A 22381-nucleotide genomic window follows, 5' to 3' on the forward strand; every position below is an offset into this window, starting at 1 on the left:
CGCGCCATGAGAAGAATGACGATCATGGTCAGCGCCGCGGTGCTGACCGTCTCCCTCGCGTCCCCCGCGGTGGCCGACCGTTGCGGAGAGGACTTCGGCCGCGCCACGCTGACCGGCTTCGCGTCGCTGCCCGCCGAGACGTTCGTGCCGGGCAGCGAGCCGTCCGGCTCCGCCATCGGCGCGGGCCCCTTCAACGGGATAGCGGCGCCCTTCGCCCACCAGCCCGTGCAGGGTTTCAGCGGCGTCGTGAACCGGCGCGACGGCACCTTCGACGTGCTGTCGGACAACGGGTACGGCACCAAGGCCAACAGCGCCGACTTCGTGCTCCGCGTCCACCACATCAAGCCCGACACGCGGACCGGGAAGGTCGCGGTGCTCGGCGGATTCAACCTGAGCGACCCCGACCACCACGTGCCGTTCCCGCTCACGCGGGCCGACCGGGTGCTCACCGGCGCCGACTTCGACGTCGAGTCGATCCAGCGGATGCCGGACGGGACGTACTGGATCGGTGACGAGTTCGGCCCCTGGCTGCTGCACTTCTCCGCCAAGGGCCGCCTCCTGGAGGCGCCCATCGCGCTCGACGGGGTGAGGGCGCCGGAGAACCCGTACCTGAACGGTGCGCAGCCGAACATCGGCAGCAGCAAGGGCTTCGAGGGCCTGGTCCGCTCCGTGGACGGCCGTCACCTCTACCCGCTCCTCGAGGGCACGGTGACCGGAGACACGCCCGGCGACCTGCGGTTCAGCGAGTTCGACCTGTTCGAGCGCGCCTACACCGGGAAGCGCTTCGTCTACCGACTGGAGTCGACCTCGAACGCCATCGGCGACGCCATCGCCGTCGACCGGCACCGGTTCCTGGTCATCGAGCGCGACGGCGGACAGGGCGACACGGCGAAGTTCAAGCGCGTCTACCTCGCCGACACCCGGGACCGCGACGGCGACGGACTGATGGACAAGACCCTGGTCGCCGACCTGCTGGACATCGCCAACCCCAAGGGGCTCGGCGGCTTCGGGGAGACTTTCCGCTTCCCGTTCCAGACCATCGAGGACGTGAACCTCGTCGACGACCGGACGCTGGCGGTCCTGAACGACAACAACTTCCCCTTCTCGTCCGGCCGTACGGCGGGCAAGGCGGACGACAACGAGTTCATCACCATCCGGCTCTCGGCCCCGCTGCACGCGGACAAGCGCGCGTTCCGCTGACGGTGCCGCGTGCCTGGACCGGTCGACACAGGCGATCGGTCCAGCCACGCGGACTTGCCATGCTCACGCGAGAACGGAGGTCCATGATCGGCCCGCCGCGCGAGCTGCGGTCAGGCTCCTGGACGAGACAGTAATGAAACGGTTCAACATCGAGGATTGCTGTGACAGTTCAGGGAATGGGGTGAATGGTGTGACGACCTTCACTCCGATGTGGCGGAAAGTGATGAATTCCTTACGGAAGAAGCGCGTAAGTGACGGTAATTCACACGCACTGTGCACCGGAGGTTCACCATGCGACCGTTCACTCTCAACTACGCCTCGCCCAGGGGGCTTTCCGTAGCAGTGACGCCCTATCACTTCGACCCGGCCCGCCAGCTGAACGTGCTACCCGACGGCCGGCCCGCCGTCAGTGACCCGGACCTCCTGCTCGCCGTCGGCACCACGACGTCCACCGCCGGATCCGCGACCCACTTCGACGACTGACGATCCGGCCGCGAATGACCGTACTGATCCTCACGTCCGAGGAGGACGTGACCGCCGACATGGTGGTGGCCGAACTGCACGGCATGGGCACGCCCGTGCTGCGTCTGGACCCCGCCGATCTGCCCGGCAAGGCCGTGCTGTCCGCCGACTACGCGCACGGCGACTTCGACGGCCACCTGTCGGTCAACGGGCATGTGCTCAGCATGAGCGGGCTGCGCTCCGTCTGGGTGCGCAGGCCCGGCGAACCTGCCGCGCACGCCGCACACCCCTCACCGTGGCTGACCGCCGAGACCCGGCAGGCGCTCTACGGGATGCTGCACTCGGCCAACGCACGGTGGATGAACCACCCGCGCAACGCCGACCAGGCACGCCTGAAGCCCTGGCAGTTGCGGGTCGCCCACCTCAGCGGCTTCGCCGTGCCGCCGACGGTCTTCACCACGGCACCGAGGCTGGCGCGGGAGTTCACCGAGGAGCACCGGGACGTCGTGGTGAAGTCCGCCTCGGGACCGCCGCCCGATGACCCGTCGCTGGCGTTGCCCACCACCCTCATCGGCCCCGACGCCGACTTCTCGGCCGTCGGGGCCGGGCCCGCGCTGCTCCAGCGGTACGTCCACAAGAGCGCCGACATCCGGCTGACCTGCGTCGGCACCCGGCTGTTCGCCGCGCGCAAGACCGCCGAACCGGGCCAGGTCGACGGCCGCTACGGTGACACCGGGCACACCTGGCAGCCGGTTCCCGTTCCCGACCGCATCGGCAAGTCGGTGCACGAGTACGTCACTCTGGCCGGACTGGCGTACGCGGCCTTCGACTTCGCCGAGGACGAGGACGGCATCTGGTGGTTCCTGGAGTGCAACCAGGGCGGCCAGTTCGGCTTCGTCGAGCTGGAGACCGGGCAGCCCATCGCCCAGACGGTCGCCCTGTGGCTGGCACAACGCAGGGCGGACCGCCGCGGCGGGTGAGTCCCTCGCCGGACCCGGCGAGGAGGCAGCGGACGCACGGGAGGAAGACGGGGATGACCACGCGGCGGACGATCGCGCCGGAAGAGCTCGACACGCTGAACCTGGCCGATCCGCGGCTGCACGCGGAGAGCGACCTGTCCGCCGTGTGGTGCCACTTGAGGGAGTCCCGGCCGGTCCACTGGAACCCGGCGACCGACACGGCACCCGGCTTCTGGGTGGTCACCCGGCACGCCGACGTCACCGCCGTGTACCGCGACAACGCGGTCTTCACGTCCGAGGGCGGCAACGTCCTGGAGACCCTGCTCGCGGGCGGCGACTCCGCTGCCGGCCGCATGCTCGCGATCACCGACGGGGACCGGCACCGCGAGCTGCGCCGGATCCTGATGTCGGCGTTCTCACCGCGCGCTCTGGAGCCGGTCGTCGCCAGTGTGCGGCGCACCGTGGAACGACTGCTGCGCGAGGCGATCGAGAAGGGCAGCTGTGACTTCGCCGCCGACGTGGCGGCCGGGATACCCCTGGGCGCCATCTGCGATCTGCTGGGCGTGCCCGACCGGGACCGGGCCTACGTGCTCAGTCTGACCTCCTCCGCCCTGGGCTCGCACGAGGCGGACGGTACGGCGGCCGACGCGTGGATCGCCAGGAACGAGATCCTGCTCTACTTCGCCGGCCTCGCCCGCGACCGGCGCGACAGCGGCCACGCCGACGTCATCGCACTGCTCGCGGGCAGCAAGGTGAACGGGCTGCCGCTGGACGACGACGAGATCATGCTCAACTGCTACAGCCTGATCCTCGGCGGCGACGAGACGGCCCGCCTGTCCATGGTCGGCGCCGCCCTCGCCCTGCTGGAACACCCCGGCCAGTGGCAGGCCCTCAAGCGGGGCGACGCCGTCATCGACACCGCCGTCGAGGAGATCCTGCGCTGGACGACCCCCGCCCTGCACTCGGGACGCACCGCGACGGCCGACGCCGAGGTCGGCGGCCATCCGATCAAGGAGGGCGAGATCGTCACCGTCTGGAACGCCTCCGCCAACCATGACGAGCGGCTCTTCGACGCCCCCGGCGAGCTGCGCCTGGACCGCACCCCCAACAAGCACGTCACCTTCGCCTACGGCCCGCACTTCTGCCTCGGCGCCTACCTGGCCCGGGCCGAGATCGGGGCCGTACTGGCCGGCCTGCGCGCTCTCGTGGCGGAGATGGAGCAGACGGGCCCCGCGAAGCCCGTCTACTCCAACTTCCTCAGCGGCCTGAGCGCACTGCCGCTCGCGCTGCAGGCAGCCTGACACCTACGTACCGCTGCCCTACGTACCGCCGACCTGCGTACCGCTCACGCGGCCAGCTCCTTGCGGATGCGGTCCAGCATGAACGCCGAGGACTCCTTGGCCCGTTCCTCCCAGGTGAAGACGCAGGCCGTGGCGACGCCGTCGAAGTTCAGCTCGCGCAGCGTGCCGAAGAAGCGTCCCGGTCGACCTCGCCCTGACCGATGTCCAGGTGCTGGTGGATACGGGCCGCGGTGCCGGGCGGGTTGAGGATGGAGCGCAGGCCGGACGAACTCTTGTGGTTGAGGGAGTCCGCGATGTGCACGTGCTGGAGCTTGTCACCGGCGTAGCGCATCATCGCCGCGATGTCCGCCGTCGGATCCGACCCGGACAGGTGGAAGGAGTGCGGGGCGCAGTAGAGGAGCGGACGTCGATGGGCGCGCTCTAGTGGCAGGTGCTATGCGGCGGTCCGGAGGCGACCGCCGGTTGCGGTCGCCGCGACGTCGGTCGAGGGATCAGGCGGGTCGTATCACGCTGTGGATCGCCGACTCCCCGGCGTAGTGGATCGACTCCTCGCGTATGACGGCTCCCGGGCCGGGGGCGTGGATCATCATGCCGTTTCCGGAGTAGATGCCGACGTGGCCGACGTGGAAGAGGACCAGGTCGCCCGGTTCCACGTAGGTGAGGGCGATGCCGCGCCCGGCGGTCGCCTGCTCCTGCGGGGTGCGGGGGAGCGTGATGCCGGCGGCCTTCCAGGCGGCCTGGGTGAGGCCCCCGCCGTCGTAGGCGTCCGGGCCTGTAGTGCCCCAGACGCAGGGCTTGCCGATCTGGGCGCGAGCGAAGTCCAGGGCCCGCACGGCCCGGGTGTCCTGAGGTGCTGTGGCGGTGAGGGCCGAGCTCGTGTCGAAGGTCTGGCTCGGGGTGAGGACCTGGCTGGTGTCGTAGCCCGGGATCGAGGTGAGGGCCTGACTGGTGTCGTAGCGCGGGATCGGAGTGAGGGCCTGACTGGTGTCGTAGGCCTGGCTCGCGGTGAAGGACTGGCCGGTGTCGAAGGCCCCGCTCGTGACGGTGGGCTGGTTGATGGCGGTTGCCGCAGTGGTGTCGACGGGCTGAACTGCCGTGCCGGACCAGGCCGTTGAGCCCGCCGGGACCGGGGTCAGGTCGGCCGCTCCGAGGTCCTGGAGTGCCTCCCAGCGCGTGTCGGCCGAGGGCTGGATCCGGGCCGGTGCGGTGTTCCAGGTGTCGGCGGCCGACGCCTGGCCCAGCGGGGTCTCGATCGGCAGGAGTGACGTCGTCTGCCGCGCTGTGTGCGCGGACATCAGCTCGCGCGCCCGGTCGAGCTTGCGCTGGTTCCGCTCCTTGGTCGTCCGCAGGGACGAGCGCTGCTGCTGTGGGGCGGCCGTCACCTCGGCGGCGGGTTCGGCCGTCGGGGCGGGCAGGGCGAGGGCGGTCTCGGTGCTCCGAGTGCTCTGCGTGCCCTGGGTGGCCCAGCCGGTCTCCGGTGGCGTCTCCGGGGCGGCCGGCAGGGCGGCGATCGGGCCGGCGGTCAGCTCCGCCACGGGGGCCGTTCCGGGGGCCACGGCGGCCGGCAGCTCGGCGACCGGTGCGGCGGGCAGCTCGGCGACCGGTACGGCGGGCAGCTCCAGGGCGGCGCGGCCGGAGGCGTCCCGCGCGCGATCGGTGAGGCCGTCCATCGCGCGCTCCGCCGGGCGCGCGGACCGTGCACCGGTGGGGCGGTCCGGCATTCTGTCGCGCGGCAGCACGGCCGGGACCGTCGGACCCAGCTTCGAGCGGGCGACGTCGAACCACTGCCGGGCGACGCTGTCGAGCGCGGGGTCGCCGCGCCTGCTCTCCTCGTTCCGGGAGTCCCGGGCCGTGGCGGCGGGCCTGCGTCCGGTGTCCGTCGGCCGGTCGGCTCGCTTGCGTGGTCCCGTCGCCGAAGCGCGGGTGGCGTTGAAGGTGCCGGTGTCGGACTCTGCCTGGTCATACAGGGAGCTGATCCGTCGGCTGACCTCCTCGCGACTCGGGGTCTCGTCCCCTGCGGAGGGGGCGGCGTTGGCCGTCTGGGCGAGCAGGGCCACAGAGGTGAGGGCCGCCGACGCGAGTGCGGAATTGCGCATGCCGGGGAGGCTCAGAGCCCCCGGACGCGCCGTGCGTTCCGGCGCCATGGGCGACGTACTCCTTCCGTGCTCCGCCTACCGGGTCAGCGGTGGGGGTACACCCAGGCCGTCCAGGCCCTGGGGGTGGGTTCGGGCGGTCGGTTCGGAAGGTGTGCCCTACGGCCCGCTGCCCGGAGGGCAGTTGGGCCGATTCACCCCAAGTTCGGTTGGGTCCCCGGCTCCAGTGGCCCGTGAGGACGCACCGGATTGGGCGGAGGCCGCGCGTCCCGACGGGGTTCGCCGGAGGTCGTCGTGCGGCCTAGGCGTAACCTAGCCAACTTGTGTGACTCACGTGAAGATTGACGTGTGAAATGTCCGATACGTTTTTGTGACCTTCGACGCTCGATGCGCATGGACGGCCGGACTCACTTCGCGGCGCGTTGGCTCCGCCACGCCTCGTAATGATCGAGGACCGTCTGCTCGATCGGGCGGTAGGTGATACCGAGTTCGCTCACGCTCCGGCTGTTGTCCACTCGGAAGCGGATGCCGAGGTGTTTGCGGATGTAGTCCTGGGTCAGCCCGAAGGCCGGGCCCAGGACGCGTACGGGCCAGTGGGGGAGCGCGGTGCGCGGGAGGCGCGGGTCGCGGGGATACCGGGTCCGCAGGATGCGCGCCATGTCGTGGAAGGACGTCATGGTCGGGGCGGCGAGGATGTAACGGCCCTTCGCGTCCGGGTTCTCCGCGGCCGTGATGTGCGCGTCGGCCACCTCGCGCACGTCCACCGTGGTGAAGCTGAAGTCCGGGGCGCCGTAGAAGAAGTAGCCCTTGAACAGCTCCTCCAGCAGGAACAGGCTGCCGGACTCCGAGGCGGGGGTGAGGGAAGGGCCCAGGATCAGGCCCGGGTTGACCGACACCATCCGCCAGCGGCCCTGGGCGGCCTCCGCATCCCATGCCGCGCGCTCCGCGACCGTCTTGGCGTAGTGGTACGGGTTGTTCTCCACCGTGCTGGTGGTGTTGAAGTACCGCTCCGACAGCACGCCGTCGTCCATGGCCAGGACGTCGGCGTAGTCGCCGAAGATCGCGCCCACGGTGGAGGTGAGGATGAGCTTCTCCACCGTGGGCGTCCGCTCGATGGCCGCCAGCACGTTGCGGGTGCCGAGCAGGGCCGGGTCGACCATGTCCCGGCGGCCGTCCTTGATCTTCTCCGGCATGCGGAACGGCGACGCCACATGGAACACGACGCGGCACCCGCTCATCGCCTCGTTGAAGGAACCCTCCGTCAGCAAGTCCGCCTCGAACAGGGTCAGTCGGCCCGGATGCGCGTCCCGCAGCTCCCGCAGCGGCCGTGTCTTCGCCGCGCCGGCAGCGCCGCGCACGGTGGTGTGGACGTCGTAGCCGCGCTCCAGAAGCCGCTTGACCAGATGGCTGCCGACGAACCCGCTGCCACCGGTGACCAACACGGCCGTCGCCCCGTCTGCGCCCACCCTCACTCCTTCTCCCGCGCGGAAGCCGGTCGATCACGGTAGCGGCGTTCGCTGTACGCGGCCAGGATTCGATCCCGCCGAGCACCGCCTTGAGGACGGGGCACGGCCGCGTTCGCGGCGACCAAGGCGTGCGTGACGATCGTCAGTGCGTGTCGCAGGAGTGGTCGAGGTTGGGGATGGCTGCCGCGAGATGCGTCATGGCCGCGAGGCCGATGCCCAGGTGGGCGTTGGAGTGCATCGACAGGGCGATGTCGAACGCCTCGCAGACGTCGGCCAGTTCACGGGTACGGCGCAGTCCGCCCCAGTAGTGGTCGTCGGTGAGGAGCACCTGGATCGCGTCACCCCTGGAAAATCAGCCACGTTGTGTTGTGTACGACTCGGGGAGGTCGCATGGGTGTGCGGCCAGTCGAACAGCGTGAAGAACGGGGTTCCGGTGGCGGCAAGAGGGCGCGCGGGGTTCGGTGGTGATGCGTCCTGTGCGGGAACTGTGAACCACCTGGCCGGGGCGCGCAGGCGAGATGTGTGGATGCCGCGAGATGGCCTTCACCAAACCCCCTCCCGGGGTGGCCTGAAGGCGCCTTGCTCGGTCAACTTCGAACACGTGAAGGTGGGTTGAGCACTTGAGCATCAGGAGTCACAAGCGTGTGCTGCTTGAGCCGTGCGGCCGACCGCCCACGGTGATGACGGGGGAACTGGTGCGGTGTACGTGATGGCGTCGCTCGTGTGAGTGGCGTTTGCGTGCCCCGGGTCGGGAATGCCTCCTCTGCCATCTCTTGGTGCCTTTGTCCGGTACCCGAGACAGGGAGTAGGAGGGGGAATGCCGATGAGCGCGGTCAGCGCCGCCAAGCCGACGTATCCCGGCGTCTACGTAGAAGAGCTTCCCAGCAGCACCCGCACGATCTCGACCTTGACCACGTCCGTGACGGCCTTTGTGGGCCACACCCGGCGGGGTCCGCTCAACGAGCCGGTACGCGTCACCAGCTTCGCGGAGTTCGAGCGCCGCTTCGGCGGCCTGAGCGCGCAGAGCGCCGTCGGCTACGCCGTCCACCAGTTCTTCGGCAACGGCGGCACCGTCGCGGTGATCGTCCGCGTCGCCAAGGCCGGCAGCGGCAAGGCCGCCTGCGTCACCCTCAAGTCCACCGAGGGCCACAGCGAGGGCCCGGTCCTCGAGGTGCACGCCAAGGAACCCGGCGTCTGGGGCAACGGCCTGCGTGTCGCCGTCGACCACGACACGCCGTGCCCCGACGAGACCTTCAACCTCCGCGTCTACGACGCCAAGGGTGACGCCCGCGAGAGCTTCACCGGCCTGTCCATGGACCCCTCGCACGGCCGCTACGCGCAGACCGTGATCAACGCGGGCTCCAAGCTGATCCGCGTCGAGGTCGTCGGCGAGGGCCGCCCCGACCCGTCCGGCACCGTCTCCAAGCCCTTCGGCGACGAACTCCCGAACCTGGCCGTCGACCTGACGGTCAAGATCGGCGAGGTGGAGCGCGAGTTCAAGCTGTACGACCCCGACTGCGACGGCGAAGCCCCGTGCTCGGTGGCCGAGTTGGCGCTGCTCCTGGAGCGCAAGCTGCGCGCCCTGCCCGACGCGCCCGGCAGGCACGCCTTCGCGGGCGCCGAGGTCACCGCTTTCGGCCGCCGTATCCAGGTCGTCGCCGGCTCCACCGACCCCGAGGACGTCGTCCGATTCCTCGGCGAGTGCGCCAACGACCTGGGCCTGGAGGCCTCCGTCAACCCGCCGGTCTTCCCGCTGGAAGGCGGCGAGGACGGCGAGGCGCCCGGCCCGCGTGACCTCATCGGCTCCGAGGGCGACAAGACCGGCATCCAGGCGCTGCGCGGTGTCGCCGACGTCAACCTCCTCGCCCTGCCCGAGCTGGCGGCGTACGAGAAGACCGAGGACGCGCTCACCGTCATCTCGGCCGCCCAGCGGCTGTGCGCCGAGCGCCGGATCTTCCTGCTGGTCGACGCGCCGAGCACCTGGGTCAGCGTGGACACCGCACGCGCCGGGCTCGCCGCCTTCGACACCGTGCGCGGCAACCACGCGGGCCTGTACTTCCCGCACCTGCAGCTCACCGACCCGCTCACGGGCCGGCTGCGCTCCTTCCCGCCCTCCGGCGCGGTCGCCGGCGTCATCGCCCGCACCGACTCCGAGCGCGGTGTGTGGAAGGCCCCGGCCGGCACCGAGGCGCGGCTCGCGGGCGTCCACTCGCTCACCGTCAACCTGACGGACCGTGAGACCGGCCTGCTCAACCCGCTCGGTGTCAACTGCCTGCGCACCTTCCCGGTGACCGGCCCGGTCGTCTGGGGCGCGCGCACGCTGGAGGGCTCGGACGCGCTCGACAGCGAGTGGAAGTACGTGCCGGTACGGCGGCTCGCCCTCCACGTGGAGGAGAGCCTGCAGCGCGGCCTGCAGTGGGTGGTGTTCGAGCCCAACGACGAGAACCTGTGGCAGCAGATCCGCCTCGCCGCCTCCTCGTACCTGCACACGCTCTTCCGTCAGGGCGCCTTCAAGGGCGGCACCCCGCGCGAGGCGTACTTCGTCAAGTGCGACAGCGACACGACGACCGCCGAGGACATCGAGAACGGCATCGTCAACGTCCTCGTCGGCATCGCACCGGTGCGGCCGGCGGAGTTCGTGATCGTCAAGATCCAGCAGACGTCCGGGCAGTTCGCGCTCTAGGCGCGGGGAATCGTGGAGAACTGAAGGAATCCGATGGCTGAGTTCACGGTCAACGCGCATCGCTTCGACCCCTACAAGAACTTCAAGTTCCTGGTCCTGTGGGACGGTCGTACGGTCGCCGGCATCAGCAAGATCAGTCCGCTCAAGCGGACGACGGAGGTCGTCAAGCACCGGCACGGCGGCGACCCCTCGTCGCCCCGCAAGTCGCCGGGCCGCTCCGAGTTCGAGGGCATCACCCTGGAGCGCGGGGTCACCCACGACCCCGAGTTCGACCGCTGGGCCAACAAGGTCTGGCAGGTCGGCGCGGGCCTCGGCTCCGAGGTGTCCCTCGCCGACTTCCGCAAGGACATAGTGATCCAGGTCCTCAACGAGGCCGGCCAGGTCGCCGTCTCGCACAAGCTGTACCGGACCTGGCCGAGCGAGTACCAGGTCCTCGGCGAGCTGGACGCCAACGCCAACGCGGTGGCCATTCAGTCGCTGAAGCTCGAGTGCGAGGGCTGGGAGCGGGACTACGAGGTGCCCGAGCCGGAGGAGCCCTCCTTCCTCAACCCAGCTTGACCACTGGGTAATTGAGGGGGGACGACATGGCGATCACGGGGGCGGCCGAGCTGCTGGCCACCTGGGAGGCGGGCCTCGCCGAGGCACAGACGGGGCGCGCCCTGCTGCTGCACCGCACGGCCCGCCCGGACGTCGACGCCGCGAGCCTGCCGGTGCTGCCGGTGGGCGAGCGCGAGGCCGACCTGTTCACCCTGCGCCGGGCCCTGTTCGGGGAGCGGATGCAGGTGCGGCTGGCGTGCTCGGCGTGCGGGGAGGACATGGAGTTCGACCTGGACGCCGGGGAGTTCGCACGGTCGCTGGGCGTGCGGGGCGCTTCCGGGCGCGGACCGGGTGGTTCGGCGGACGGCGGTGGCTCGTCCGCCGGGCTGGTCGCCGGGTCTGTCGTACGGGTGCGGCAGGACGGCTGGGACGTCGAGTTCCGGCTGCCCGGTGTCGCCGATCTCACGGCGGCGGCCCGGGCGGCCGACCCGCGCGCCGCCCTGCTCGCCCGCTGCCTGGTCTCGGCGGCGCGCGACGGGGCGGCCGTGAGCGCCGGTGACCTGCCCGTCCCGGTCCAGCGCCGGATCGCCGAAGCCGTCGAGGCGGCCGACCCCGGGGCCGACGTGACGCTCAACATCGCCTGCCCCGAGTGCGGCGAGGCCACCCGCGCCGAGCTCGACATCGCCTCCTACCTCTGGACCGAACTGGACGCCTGGGCACGGGACCTGCTGCTCGACGTCCACCTGCTCGCCACCTCCTACGGCTGGAGCGAGCCGGAGATCCTGGCGCTCAGCCCGCTGCGGCGCCGCTACTACCTGGAGCTGTGTGCGGATGTCTGACGCTGAGGGTGCGCCGGCACCCGACTTCCTGGACCGGCTGATCGCCCGGCACGCCCCGGCCGCCGTCGGCCCTCGCCCGGGCGTGGTGCGGGTACGTCCGCGGCTGCCCGGGCCGTTCGAACGGGTGGAGGCGGTACGAGCCACGGCACCGGACCCGGACGACGGGACCGACCTGCTGTGGCCCTCCACGACGCCGTCGGACGTACGGCCGGTGGGGACGCCGCGTCCGGCGGCGCCCGCGGCCCGGCTGCACACGGAACGGGAGCGGACGGTCGTACGCACCGAACACACCCCGGCGGACCCGGCACCGCGGCCCGCCCCGAGGGCTCTGCCCGACGCGCCGCTGCTGCGCCCCGTCGCGCCCGTCGCGACCACCCCGCGACCGACGCCCGACGCGGCGCGGCGAGCGGTGGGCCGGGGGCGCTCGGAGCGGGCCGTCACCCAGAGCGCGGCGCCCATGCCCAACCCCCCGGGCAGGGACGCCGCTTCACCCGCCGCCGTGTCCACCCCCCTGCGGCCCAGTGCCGCGGACACGGCGGCGGCACGGGACGCCGTACGACAGGCCGCGGCCCGGCGCCCCGGGAAGGCGCCCGAGCAGGTGGTTCAGGTGCAGATCGGGCGGCTGGAGGTGACGGCCGGGCCGTCGCCGTCCGGTGGCAACCGGCAGCGGACGCCCGCCACGGGCCGTTCGGGGGCGACCTTGAGCCTGGCGGAGTACCTGGCGCGAGGGCGGGAGTGACATGACGCGACGAGGAACCGAGGAACCGACTTCATGAGCAACGCACTCGCCATCGCCCATGTCACCCAGGCCCTCGCCCTGCTGCTCGAGAACAACGTGGGACCGGAGTTCGGCGAGGCCGTCAAGGTCGAACCGCGCAAGCCGCCGGCGGAGCCGCCGGACCACCCCACCATCAACGTGTTCCTGTACCAGGTCACGCCCAACACGGCGATGCGCAACAACGATCTCCCGACCCGGGCCGCCGACGGCAAGCTGGTCAAGCGGCCGGCCGCCGCGCTCGACCTGCACTACCTGATCAGCGCGTACGGCGACGACACGGAACTGGTCGGGCAGCGGCTGATCGGCGCCGTCGTGCGCACCCTGCACGAGATCCCGATCCTGCCGAAGGACGTCATCGAACAGGCCGGTGAGCGCCCTTACCTGGCGGGCAGCGACCTCGCCGAGGCGGCACAGCGGGTGCGGTTCTCGCCGACGGTGATGGACATCGACGAGACGTCGAAGCTGTGGGGGATGCTCCACCAGACCCCGTACTCGCTGTCGGTGGTCTACCAGGCGTCCCTGATCTTCATCGACGGGCGCGAGACACCGGTCCCGGCGAAGCCCGTGGAACGGCCCGAGGTGCGGGTGCTGCCGTTCGGGGCGCCGGGTGCGCCGGTCCCTCCGGGGGCTGAGCCGAGGTCTGAGGAGCCGTCGACCGACGCTCCCGCGCGCGAGAGTGCGCAGAGCGAAGCCCCGGTGGGGAAGGTCAGCACGGCCGTCGTCGAGAAGAAGGCCCCGGCCGGGGCCAAGAAGCCCGCCAAGGCCGTCGCAAAGGCCCCGGCGCGCACCCGTAAGACAGCCGTCCGCACGCCTCGGTCGGCACCCGGCCCACGGAAGGCGGACGGCGGCGGCGAGAACACGGAGCAGTGACACGGGATGAGCGCGACGGGGGCAGGTGAGGACATGGGGACGAACGAGCCGGGCACGCCGGGCACTTCGGCGGCGGCGGACGGACACGACGCCGGCATGACGCTGACCGCGGAGATCCGACGTGTCCTGTCCTGCATCGACGCCCACGCGGCAGGCGCCGGACCGGCCGACGCCGCGCAGCCCGAGGCCGAGCCCGGCGCGCCGAACACCACCGGCGCCACGAGCCCCGCTCCTCTCGTCGCCCCGGGCACCGCGCCCCTCGACGCCCTCGTCAGCTGCTTCGGCCTCACCACCTTCGAACGCGACCTGATCCTCCTCACCGCCGCCGACGAACTGGACCCCACGACGGCGGCGCGCTGCGCCGCGGCCAGCGGTGATCCGCAGCGGGCGTACCCGACCTTCTCCCTCGCCCTGGCAGCCCTCGCCGAACCGCACTGGAGCGCGCTCACCCCGGTCGCACCCCTGCGCCGCTGGCGGATCGTCGAGCTGGACGACGAGTCGAGGCTGACGACTTCCCGACTACGGCTCGACGAGCGGATCCTGCACTTCCTGCTGGGCTCCCCGTACCTGGACGCCCGCCTGCACGGCCGCCTGCGCCGCACCCCGGTGCCGGAGGAGCTGCCACCGTCGTACGACCTGGCCGCGAGCCGTGCCGCCGAGGGCTGGACGACGGGGGCGAGCCCGGACGCGCCACTGCTCGTCGAGGTGACCGGCGGTGACCTGCGCAGCCGGGCCGACATCGCCGCCGCGGCGGCCGCGCGCTCCGGGCTCGGCCTGTACGCCATGGGCGCCGAGGACGTACCGACCGACCCCGCCGAACGCGACCGCCTCGCCCGGCTCTGGCAGCGCGAGGCGATCCTGCTGCCCGCCGCCCTGCTCGTCGAGGTCGGCGACCTGGACCGCGACCAGCGGGCGGCGACCGAGGCGTTCCTGGCCGGGGCGGCCGTACCGGTCGTCGTCTCGAGCGAGGACCCGCTCCGCACGGACCGGCCGCACGGCGCCCGGGTGGCCGTGCCGCGTATGGACGACGAGGAGCAGGTCGAGCTGTGGGCGCAGGCCTTCCACCCCGTCGCCGACCTCGACGACAGCGAACTCCGTTCCCTGGTCGCGCAGTTCCAGCTCCCGCCACACGTCGTACGCTCCGCCGCCACGGCCGTACGCCGCCGCCTGCCGTACGAGGACCAACTGGACGCCGCCCAACTCGCCTGGCAGGCAGGGATGGAGGAGGCCCGCGTCGGCATGGACGAGCTGGGTCGCCGGATCGAGCCGGAGGCCGGCTGGGACGACCTGGTCCTGCACGAGAGGCAGACCAGCGTGCTGCGCGAGATCGTCGCGCACGTACGGCAGCGGGCCACCGTCCACCAGGAGTGGGGCTTCGCCGGCACCCTGCGTCGCGGCCTCGGCGTCACCGCGATGTTCGCGGGCGGCTCCGGTACCGGCAAGACGCTGGCCGCCGAGGTCATGGCGAAGGAACTCGGGCTCGACCTGTTCATCGTCGACCTCTCCCAGGTCGTCAGCAAGTACATCGGCGAGACCGAGAAGAACCTCCGCCGCGTCTTCGACGCCGCCGAACGCGGCGGCGCGCTGCTGCTGTTCGACGAGGCCGACGCACTGTTCGGCAAGCGCAGCGAGGTCAAGGACAGCCACGACCGGTACGCCAACCTCGAGGTCAGCTACCTGCTGATGCGGATGGAGGCCTACCGCGGCCTCGCCATCCTCACCACCAACATGAAGAAGGCCCTCGACACCGCCTTCATGCGCCGCATCCGCTTCGTCGTCGACTTCCCCTTCCCCGGCGAGCACGAGCGCGCGGAGATCTGGCGCCGGGTGCTGCCGTCACAGGCGCCGGTCAAGGACATCGACCCTCGGCTGCTCGCCCAGCTCACCGTGGCGGGCGGCTCTATCCGCAACATCGCACTGTCCGGAGCCTTCCTGGCTGCCGAGGAGGGCGATCGGCTGCAGATGCGGCACATGCTGGCGGCGGCGCGTACGGAGTATCTGAAGCTGGAGCGTTCTCTGACACCGGCGGAGGTGCGGGGATGGGTGTGAACAGGGAGAACCCCAAGGAGCCTCGTGAGATCCGGGTGGAGATCGGCGAACTCGCGCTCCACGGTTTCCGCGTGGACCCGGAGCGGGTGTCCGTCGCCTTCGAACGCGAACTGACCCGCCTGGTCCGCGCCCATGGCGTCCCGCTGGCCGCCGACGGTGCCCTGACCCTCGACGCGCTGTCCGGCCTGCCGCCGCTGCCCGCGGGCCTGTCCGCCCGCCGCCTCGGCCAGGAACTGGCCCGCGCGGTGCACGAAGGGCTCAGCGGCCATGGGGAGGTGACACGATGAGCGACTCCCAGTCCCAGGACGCCCGTTCCGAGCAGTCGGCCGAACAGCGCCGTCGCAGGCGCAAGGAACGTGCCGCCAAGTCCCGCACGCCCGAGCCGAAGGACATCGTCAGTGGCGCCGGGCAGCCTCTTGACCCCGGTGTACGACGCGAGCTGGAGGAGCGGCTCGGCCACGACCTCAGCCGGGTACGGCTGCACACCGACCGCGACGCAGGACATCTGACCGAGTTGCTCGGCGCCGACGCGGTCGCGGTGGGCCAGGACGTCTTCTTCGCCCCGGGCACCTTCAAGCCCGGCACCGACGAGGGCCTCCGCCTCCTCGCCCACGAGCTGCTGCACACCGTGCAGAACCCGCACGGCCTCGGCGCCTTGCGCGCGGGGCGGGAGCTGGGGGCGGTGAGTCTGCCGCAGCAGGCGATCGAGCGGGAGGCGGAGTCGGCGGCGCGGGATCTCGTCGAACAGCCGGAGACCGCGGGCGCCGAGCGGACGGACGTCGCCCAGGGGCAGGCCACGCCGGGCTGGCTGCGGTACGCCACGGTCGACGCCGACCGGCGCCGAATGGAACAGCTGGACCCGGCGACCGTGGCCGACCGCATGGCCAACACGCTGCTGCGCTCCCTGCGCGGCGACCCGGAGGACCGTTCGGGGCGGGTGCGGCTGCAGTTGGCGTGGATGGCGCCGCAGGTCCAGGACATCGTCTTCGACCGGCTGGAACTGCGGCTGCCCACGCCGGTGCTCGACCGGTTGCTGGAGGCCGTGGAGGAGACGGAGCAGGCGGGGCCGTTGCCGGCCGAGGCAGCCGCGGCTCCCTCGGCCGTGCCCGGGGCGGTGGAGGAGGTCGAGGAGGAGCGCGAGCGGGCTGCTGCCGAGGAGCGGCAGGAGCACGGCGAGCGCGCGGACGCCCCCCGGGACGGGGACGGACGGCAGGAGGACGACGGGCGGACGAGGCCCGGCGAACGGCAGGACCAGGACACCAAGGAGCAGGGCGCCAAGGACGACGAACGTGACGCGTCCGGCGGGCAGGGCGCTGCTCGGGGCCGGCAGGATTCGGCCGGGCGGCAGCAGGAACGGTCCCAGGACCGGCAGGAGGAGCGCAACGCCTCCGGCCAGGGCGCGCAGAAGGACGCCGCGGAAGAACGCAAGGACGCGGCGGACAACCAGCAGGAACAGAAGGAGCAGGACCAGCGCGACGAACAGCAGGCGCAGGAGGAGACGGGCGGGGCTCAGGAGGAGGCCGCGCCGGAACCTGAGAAGCAGGCCGGTGAGCAGGAGCCTCGGCAGGCCGAGGCTGCCCGGCAGCAGCCCGCCGCTCCGGCAGCGGTGGACCGGAGCGGAGCGGAGCCGGGCGAGCGACCGCGCACCGGCGGCGACACCGGTGCGGCTCGCACCATGGGTGACCCGGAGAACGAACAGGACGCCGACGACGAGCCGTTGGGGCTGGAGAACGAGTCCGCCGAGGAGGACGCCGAGCCGGACGCCGACGAGGAGCCGAGCGACAGCCGTGCGTCGGACGCCGACACCGCGCCGTCGGGCGAGGACACGGCGGTCGACTCCCGGTTGTTCGTGCGGCGCAAGAGAGGAGAGCCCTCTGCGCCTGCCCTTACGTTCTCCGACGGCCCGTCGGTTGCGGACGAGGCCCAGGACACGGCAGAACCCGAGACCGCACCTGACACCACCGCGCGCACCGATGAGGACGAGGCCGAGGACCGGGCCGTTCAGGAGCTCATGGAGGGTGTGGCCGCGGACCAGGACTTCGCGGCGGACGGGGGCGGGCCGACTGCGGCGGGCCTGTCCCTGGGAGCCGCAGCGGTGGGGACATCCACGTCCGTCACGGGGAAGGACGCGGACAAGGAGCGGACCGACGAACGTCAGGTGGACGCCGAGGCCGCGCGGCGCGACGAGGAGGCACGCGCCGCCGACGGTGCCGGACAGGACACTGTGACCGCTCCCGGTGAGGCGGCCGGACCCGACCAGTTGGCCAAGGCGGACGAGGACGCCCGTACCCAGTCGGCGGGTTCGCCGTCGGGTGCCCAGGGCTCCCAGGCCGCGTCGGACGGCGGGAGCCGCGGCCAAGGAGAAGGCAGGGCCGGAGCCGAGGCAGGCGCCTCGGGTCGGAGCGGGACGGAGGCAGGAGCAGGCGGAGGCAAGGAGCAGGGCCGACAGGCGGACAGGTCCACGGACCAGGACGGGAACGCGACCGGTCAGGACGGCAAGGGCGCGGATCAGGGCAAGGACGGCACACAGCCCGCCCCTGCCACGCCCCCCGCAGGCGACCAGGACGTGACCGAGGGCAACGGCCACGCCACCTCTCCTGGACCCGCGACCGGCCCCGACAAGGTCTCCACCCCGGGACCTGTCGCCGCCCCGAAGCTGGCACCCGGCAACGGTCCTTCCATGTCCGCCGGGCCGGAGGCGAGGACCAACGCCCCGAAGGCCACCGAGGCACCGGGGGCCGGCGGGGCGACGGGAGGCTCGACAGCCTCGCGAGGCCGGCCGACGGGCGGCAGGCGGCAGGCGGCACGGCAGGCGGCGAAGACCGCTCGCAGGAGCGGCGGGGGCGGCGGCCGTACCGCTGCCGCACCCGCACCTGTTCGGTCCGGCGGTCGCGGTGGCGGCGGCCGTAGCGCACCCGCCGGCGGTTCGAAGGCCAAGAAGGAGGCCCCGGCCCCGGACGTCTCCAACGCCACGCCCGAGGCGGGCCTGGCCACGGCGGGGTCGCTCAAGCCGCACCAAGCCCTGGAGACGCTGAAGGGCGTCGACGCCGCCGTGGGCCGTTCCGTCGACAAAGAGCGCTCCGCCCTGCGCAAGGCGCCGCCCACCACGCAGCGCCCGTCCGGTTCGCCGCGCACCGTTCCCGGCGGACCGACGCCCGCGGCCCCCGGCACCTACACCAACGCCAAGGTCGCCCGCACCGAGGCCGCCGCGGGCAAGACGCCCGAGATCACCGGCGAGCAGAAGCCGGAAGGGGAGGTGCCGGGCGCGAACGTGCCGGAGCCGAGCTGGTGGGACATGGCCCTCACCATCGGCGCCCAGCTGTTCGGCAAGCTGCTCAAGGAGATCCTGCCGCTCGACGACCTGATCGACTCCATCCTCGGGCTCCCGACCAAGGACGAGGGTCTGCAGAACGCCCGGGTGGGCGACGCCCCGCGGCTACCACTGGAGAACGACTCCGACCCGCAGCGCACGGACGAACAGGGTCAGAAGCTCGACGAGCGGAAGACAGAGCTGCACCAGGCGGGCCGTGACGACGCGGCCCGGCCCATGGGCGAGGACCAGATCTACCCGGACGTCCCCAAGGAGACCCTGACCGGCAAGGTCGCCGGCGGGAAGAAGGGCGCCAAGGCGAGCGGTCCGCGCTCGGTGTCCGGTGGCGTGCCCATCGAGTCCGCCTCCGCCGTCGCCGAACACGACCGCGGCCCGCAGATCCAGGCCGGCTTCGCCGACGGCGGGCAGAAGATGGGTCAGGAACGCCAGGCCAAGGACAAGAAGGCCACGGACGACCGCCGGCAGTACGACGAGGACCTCAAGCGCGAGGTCGACGCCAGCGGCAAGAGGCAGGCCGACGCCCGCGACAAGGGCCGCTCCGACATCTCCGACTCCCGCGACCAGTGGCGCAAGGAGCAGGACGACAAGGTCTCGGAGATCGACGACAAGAAGGGCAAGAAGTACGACGCGGTCCGCAAGGACATCAAGAAGAAGGAAGAGGACACCGACAAGGACGTCGACAAGCGCACCGAGGACGACAACAAGAAGATCGAGACGGAACAGACCAACGCCGAGCGGGACGCGGAGAAGAAGCAGGACGAGGGCAAGGACGACGCCGACAACTGGCTCGAAGAAGCCATCGAGAAGCTGAAGGAGTTCTTCGAGGGCCTCAAGAACGCCATCAAGAGCATCTTCGAGAAGGCCCGCCAGGTCGTCACCGACCTCATCGACAAGTTCAAGCAGCAGGTCTTCAAGCTCATCGACGACGCGCGCAACTGGGTCATCGACCAGATCAACCAGTTCGCCGACGCGCTGATCGCCCTCGGCGACGAACTCCTCGCCGACTACCCGGCGATGCGCGACAAGTGGCGCAGGACCATCGACGGCGCGCGGGACTGGGCCGTACAGAAGGTCAACGAGTTCGCCGACGCCCTCAAGGAGGTCGCCGGGAAGCTGCTCGACGGACTGTGCGGCGCGCTGCTCGCCGGCCTTGATGTGCTGGAGACCGGACTGCTGGCGGCCGTCGATGTCGCCGAGGCCGTCACCGTCGGCGCCCTGGAGTTCGGCGCCGCCGCCGTCGCCGCTCTCGGCGAGTGGGCCGCCATCTTCAACGACATCGTCTCCGACCCCGGCGACTGGATCAGCAAGGCGGGCGCCGCGGCCGAGACCGGGGCCCGGGACCACCTCTTCAACGAGATCAAGACGGCGGTCAAGGCCTGGTTCAACCAGAAGGTCCAGGAGATAGTCGGCATCCCGATGGAGGACTTCCAGGCCCTGGTCGACGGCGGGGTGACCGTCGACCAGATGGCCCAGATGGCCTGGGACGAGGCGGTGCCCCAACTACCGGTGATCATCGGCGTGTTGGTCCTGCAGAAGGTCGTCGCCAAGCTGATCCCCGGCGCCGGCTGGGTGATGGCGATCATCGACGCCCTCCAGACGGCATGGGGAGCGCTGAGCGAGATCCTCGCCGCCTTCGGCCTGTTCATGGACTTCCTGAAGTCGGTCAAGAGCGGCAACGGCGCGCTGCCCTTCGCGAAGGCGGTCGCGGCGGGTGTCGTGGCCCTGCTGGAGCTGGTCTACACATTCCTGATCGAGGGCGTCGGCAGGTTCATGGGCAAGGTCGCCGAACGGCTGGGCGACATGCTGAAGAACATTCGCACGAAGAAGGACAAGCCCGGGCGGCCGGACGCGCCGGGGCAGCCTTCGGCACCGAACAAGCCCAAGGACGACAGGCCGAAGGAGGACGAGCCGTCCGCCACGGACAGGCCGGCCGACCGTCCGGCCCCGCGCAAGCCCTCCCCGGACAAGAGGTCCCGCCCCGAGTCCAAGCCCCGCCCCGGCAAACGCTCTTCCCCCGAGAAGAAGCCGCGCCCCTCGCACACCACCCGTCCGAAGAAGCGCCGCGACGACGACGAACGCCGTGAGGAGGGCCGCGAGGTCAATGCCGCCAGGCGGAGGGCGAAGGAGGCGGAAAAGAGGACGCGCGACGAGGACCGCGACGGCCGCACGGCCGGCCCCGCACGTCGCGGCCCGGCTCGCGACACGCTCCGCCCCGACCGGCGGCGTCCTGGTACGGACCGTACGGACGACCGGGACCGCGATCCCAGGAAGACGCGTCCGGGCGACCGTCGCCCCGACGACGACAAGCGCCGCACGGAGGACCGCCGTCCGGACCGCGACCGCAGGGACGACCGGCGTCGCGACACCGACCGGGAGCGTCGTCCGGGAGACCGCCCCCGCCGGGTCCGGCGTGCCCGACAGACCGTCAAGTCGGCAGCGAACAGGGCGCGTCGCGCGGCACGCAAGCTCTACGGCAAGGCGCGGCGCCGGCTGGGCAGCCGCATGAACGACCGGCTGCGGCGCCTGCGGGACCTGTGGCGGCGGCGCAGGGACCGGATGCGCGACGACCGTTCGCGCAGGCGCGGCAGGAACCGGTCGGAGCAGCGTGAGCGTGACACCTCGGACATCACCATGCCCACGGTGCGGTACGCCGATGCCGACGACGGCGAGCGGCACACGCTCATGTTCCATGGCCGAGGCGTGCGTGCCCAGCTGTACATGCACAGCACGCCGACCGAGATCCCACCGTTCCTGGCCGACTGGGACAGTGACCTCGGCAGGCCGGAGGCAAGGCCGCACAAGGCGGCGCAGGACGCCTACCTGGCGAAGGCCCGTGAGCAGTACGACGAAGTCGAAAAGGTCAAGGCGCGCCCACTGAAGGAGTCGGATCCGGAGAAGCGGAAGAAGGAGAAGAGGGCAAAGGAAGGCGAGCTCAAGAGAGAGATGATGCAATTCGCCCAGCAGGCGCGCCATCGCCTCTACTACGACATTCCCAAACCGGACTTCCAGCCCTTCACGAACCTCACTCTGGACGATGACGAACAGCGTCCCGCGGAGGATCACGAGTCCCGGTACCTCGGAACGTCGGCCAAGACAGTGTTCGGCGGCGGCGGGCAGGAGGCCCCCGAGGCGGACGACGGGCAGCCGCCGGGCTGGGAGGAGATCGCGGACAACCGGGGCCTGGGCAAGGGTGCCCGTTGGGTTCGAATGCATCTGCTGCCCGAGCGGCTGGGTGGAAAGGCGACCGGAAACAACCTTGTTCCGGCCAGGGGTCCATCGACGAACTTCGACTTCCGCGACGGGATCGAACTGCCCGCCTATCGAGCGATCCCGGACGAGGAGACGCTCATCTGGTATCGCTCGGGCGCGGAGTTCAACCACGCCGACTGGCCCCACCTGCCGAGCTACATTTACGCCCAGTACGGTGGCTACGAGAAGATCGGTGGCACCGGCAAGGAGCGGAGCGACTGGCGGCCCAAGGACGGCGGTCCCGTCTTCGAACGCAGGCCCAAGCCGCTCGCCGACAATGAGAAGACCCGCCTGTCCATCAACACCGTCGGCCGCCCCACCGTGAACAAAAGGCTCCTCGGAGGCAAGAACGAAACGCTGGCCAGGCATTTCGTGGACGCCCGCAAGGAAATGCCCCAGCCGAAGTTCACGGAGGCAGGCGGAACGGGTCAGGTCAGAAGGGCACTGAAGGCTTTCGCCCGGAAGAAAGGCATCTCCTTGGGGGACGGCCTCGAGACCCTGATCGCCAACTACGCCGCACTTATCGCCCAGGGCGACGTGGACTGGGACTTGGAGTAGGGATCC

General features: G+C 71.3%; 14 protein-coding genes and 2 pseudogenes. 12 read left to right on the plus strand and 4 right to left on the minus strand.

Annotated elements, in window-relative coordinates:
• The first annotated feature begins 6 nt into the window (after window positions 1–6).
• The 4 genes from IF78_RS0130490 (at window position 7) to IF78_RS0130505 (ending at window position 3922) form a co-directional block, all read left to right on the plus strand.
• Window positions 7–1200, plus strand: a complete 1194-nt coding sequence (locus IF78_RS0130490; protein ID WP_234439814.1) for an esterase-like activity of phytase family protein — start codon at window positions 7–9, stop codon at window positions 1198–1200.
• Window positions 1201–1491: 291 nt separating this feature from the next.
• Window positions 1492–1683, plus strand: a complete 192-nt coding sequence (tgmA, locus tag IF78_RS0130495) for a putative ATP-grasp-modified RiPP (protein ID WP_031481575.1) — start codon at window positions 1492–1494, stop codon at window positions 1681–1683.
• 14 nt (window positions 1684–1697) lie between these two features.
• On the plus strand, window positions 1698–2642 hold the full coding sequence (tgmB, locus tag IF78_RS0130500) for an ATP-grasp ribosomal peptide maturase (protein WP_031481577.1): 945 nt from the start codon (window positions 1698–1700) through the stop codon (window positions 2640–2642).
• 53 nt (window positions 2643–2695) lie between these two features.
• Complete coding sequence (locus tag IF78_RS0130505) at window positions 2696–3922, plus strand: cytochrome P450 (RefSeq protein WP_031481579.1); 1227 nt, start codon at window positions 2696–2698, stop codon at window positions 3920–3922.
• 44 nt (window positions 3923–3966) lie between these two features.
• Here IF78_RS0130505 and IF78_RS44015 read toward each other — a convergent pair.
• The 4 genes and pseudogenes from IF78_RS44015 to IF78_RS0130525 form a co-directional block, all read right to left on the minus strand.
• Window positions 3967–4322, minus strand: a pseudogene (locus IF78_RS44015) (TIM barrel protein); the annotation flags it as partial.
• Window positions 4323–4413: 91 nt separating this feature from the next.
• Window positions 4414–6018, minus strand: coding sequence for a C40 family peptidase (locus IF78_RS49855; protein ID WP_234439815.1), 1605 nt, complete (start codon window positions 6016–6018; stop codon window positions 4414–4416).
• A gap of 404 nt (window positions 6019–6422) precedes the next feature.
• Entirely contained in the window at window positions 6423–7481 is a 1059-nt protein-coding gene (locus tag IF78_RS0130520) for an NAD-dependent epimerase/dehydratase family protein (RefSeq protein ID WP_031481583.1), read from the minus strand.
• A gap of 145 nt (window positions 7482–7626) precedes the next feature.
• Window positions 7627–7821 (minus strand): annotated as a pseudogene (locus tag IF78_RS0130525) (enolase C-terminal domain-like protein); the annotation flags it as partial.
• A gap of 477 nt (window positions 7822–8298) precedes the next feature.
• Between IF78_RS0130525 and IF78_RS0130530 the strand changes: the two are divergent.
• Genes IF78_RS0130530 through IF78_RS0130565 form a run of 8 tightly spaced genes read left to right on the plus strand, consistent with a single transcriptional unit; the run spans window position 8299 to window position 22375 of the window.
• Window positions 8299–10164: a phage tail sheath subtilisin-like domain-containing protein gene (locus tag IF78_RS0130530; RefSeq protein WP_031481587.1), complete on the plus strand. Its 1866-nt coding sequence runs from the start codon at window positions 8299–8301 to the stop codon at window positions 10162–10164.
• 33 nt (window positions 10165–10197) lie between these two features.
• Window positions 10198–10722 carry a phage tail protein gene (locus tag IF78_RS0130535; protein WP_004003113.1) on the plus strand — a complete coding sequence of 175 codons (525 nt, stop codon included), beginning with the start codon at window positions 10198–10200 and terminating at the stop codon, window positions 10720–10722.
• Between the two features lie 26 nt (window positions 10723–10748).
• Window positions 10749–11540: a T4 family baseplate hub assembly chaperone gene (locus tag IF78_RS0130540; protein ID WP_031481591.1), complete on the plus strand. Its 792-nt coding sequence runs from the start codon at window positions 10749–10751 to the stop codon at window positions 11538–11540.
• Entirely contained in the window at window positions 11533–12279 is a 747-nt protein-coding gene (locus IF78_RS0130545) for a hypothetical protein (RefSeq protein ID WP_031481593.1), read from the plus strand. The genes IF78_RS0130540 and IF78_RS0130545 overlap by 8 nt, the downstream gene beginning before the upstream one ends.
• Window positions 12280–12312: 33 nt before the next feature.
• Window positions 12313–13188 carry a Pvc16 family protein gene (locus IF78_RS0130550; protein WP_031481595.1) on the plus strand — a complete coding sequence of 292 codons (876 nt, stop codon included), beginning with the start codon at window positions 12313–12315 and terminating at the stop codon, window positions 13186–13188.
• 33 nt (window positions 13189–13221) lie between these two features.
• Entirely contained in the window at window positions 13222–15237 is a 2016-nt protein-coding gene (locus IF78_RS0130555) for an ATP-binding protein (protein ID WP_031481596.1), read from the plus strand.
• The gene (locus IF78_RS0130560; RefSeq protein ID WP_031481597.1) at window positions 15228–15524 is read left to right on the plus strand and encodes a hypothetical protein; all 297 of its coding nucleotides are present in this window, start codon (window positions 15228–15230) and stop codon (window positions 15522–15524) included. Before IF78_RS0130555 ends, IF78_RS0130560 begins: the two co-directional genes overlap by 10 nt.
• The gene (locus IF78_RS0130565) at window positions 15521–22375 is read left to right on the plus strand and encodes an eCIS core domain-containing protein (protein ID WP_031481598.1); all 6855 of its coding nucleotides are present in this window, start codon (window positions 15521–15523) and stop codon (window positions 22373–22375) included. Before IF78_RS0130560 ends, IF78_RS0130565 begins: the two co-directional genes overlap by 4 nt.
• Window positions 22376–22381: the final 6 nt, after the last annotated feature.

Origin of the sequence: Streptomyces bicolor, from assembly GCF_000719285.1 — a bacterium.
GTDB lineage: Bacteria > Actinomycetota > Actinomycetes > Streptomycetales > Streptomycetaceae > Streptomyces > Streptomyces bicolor.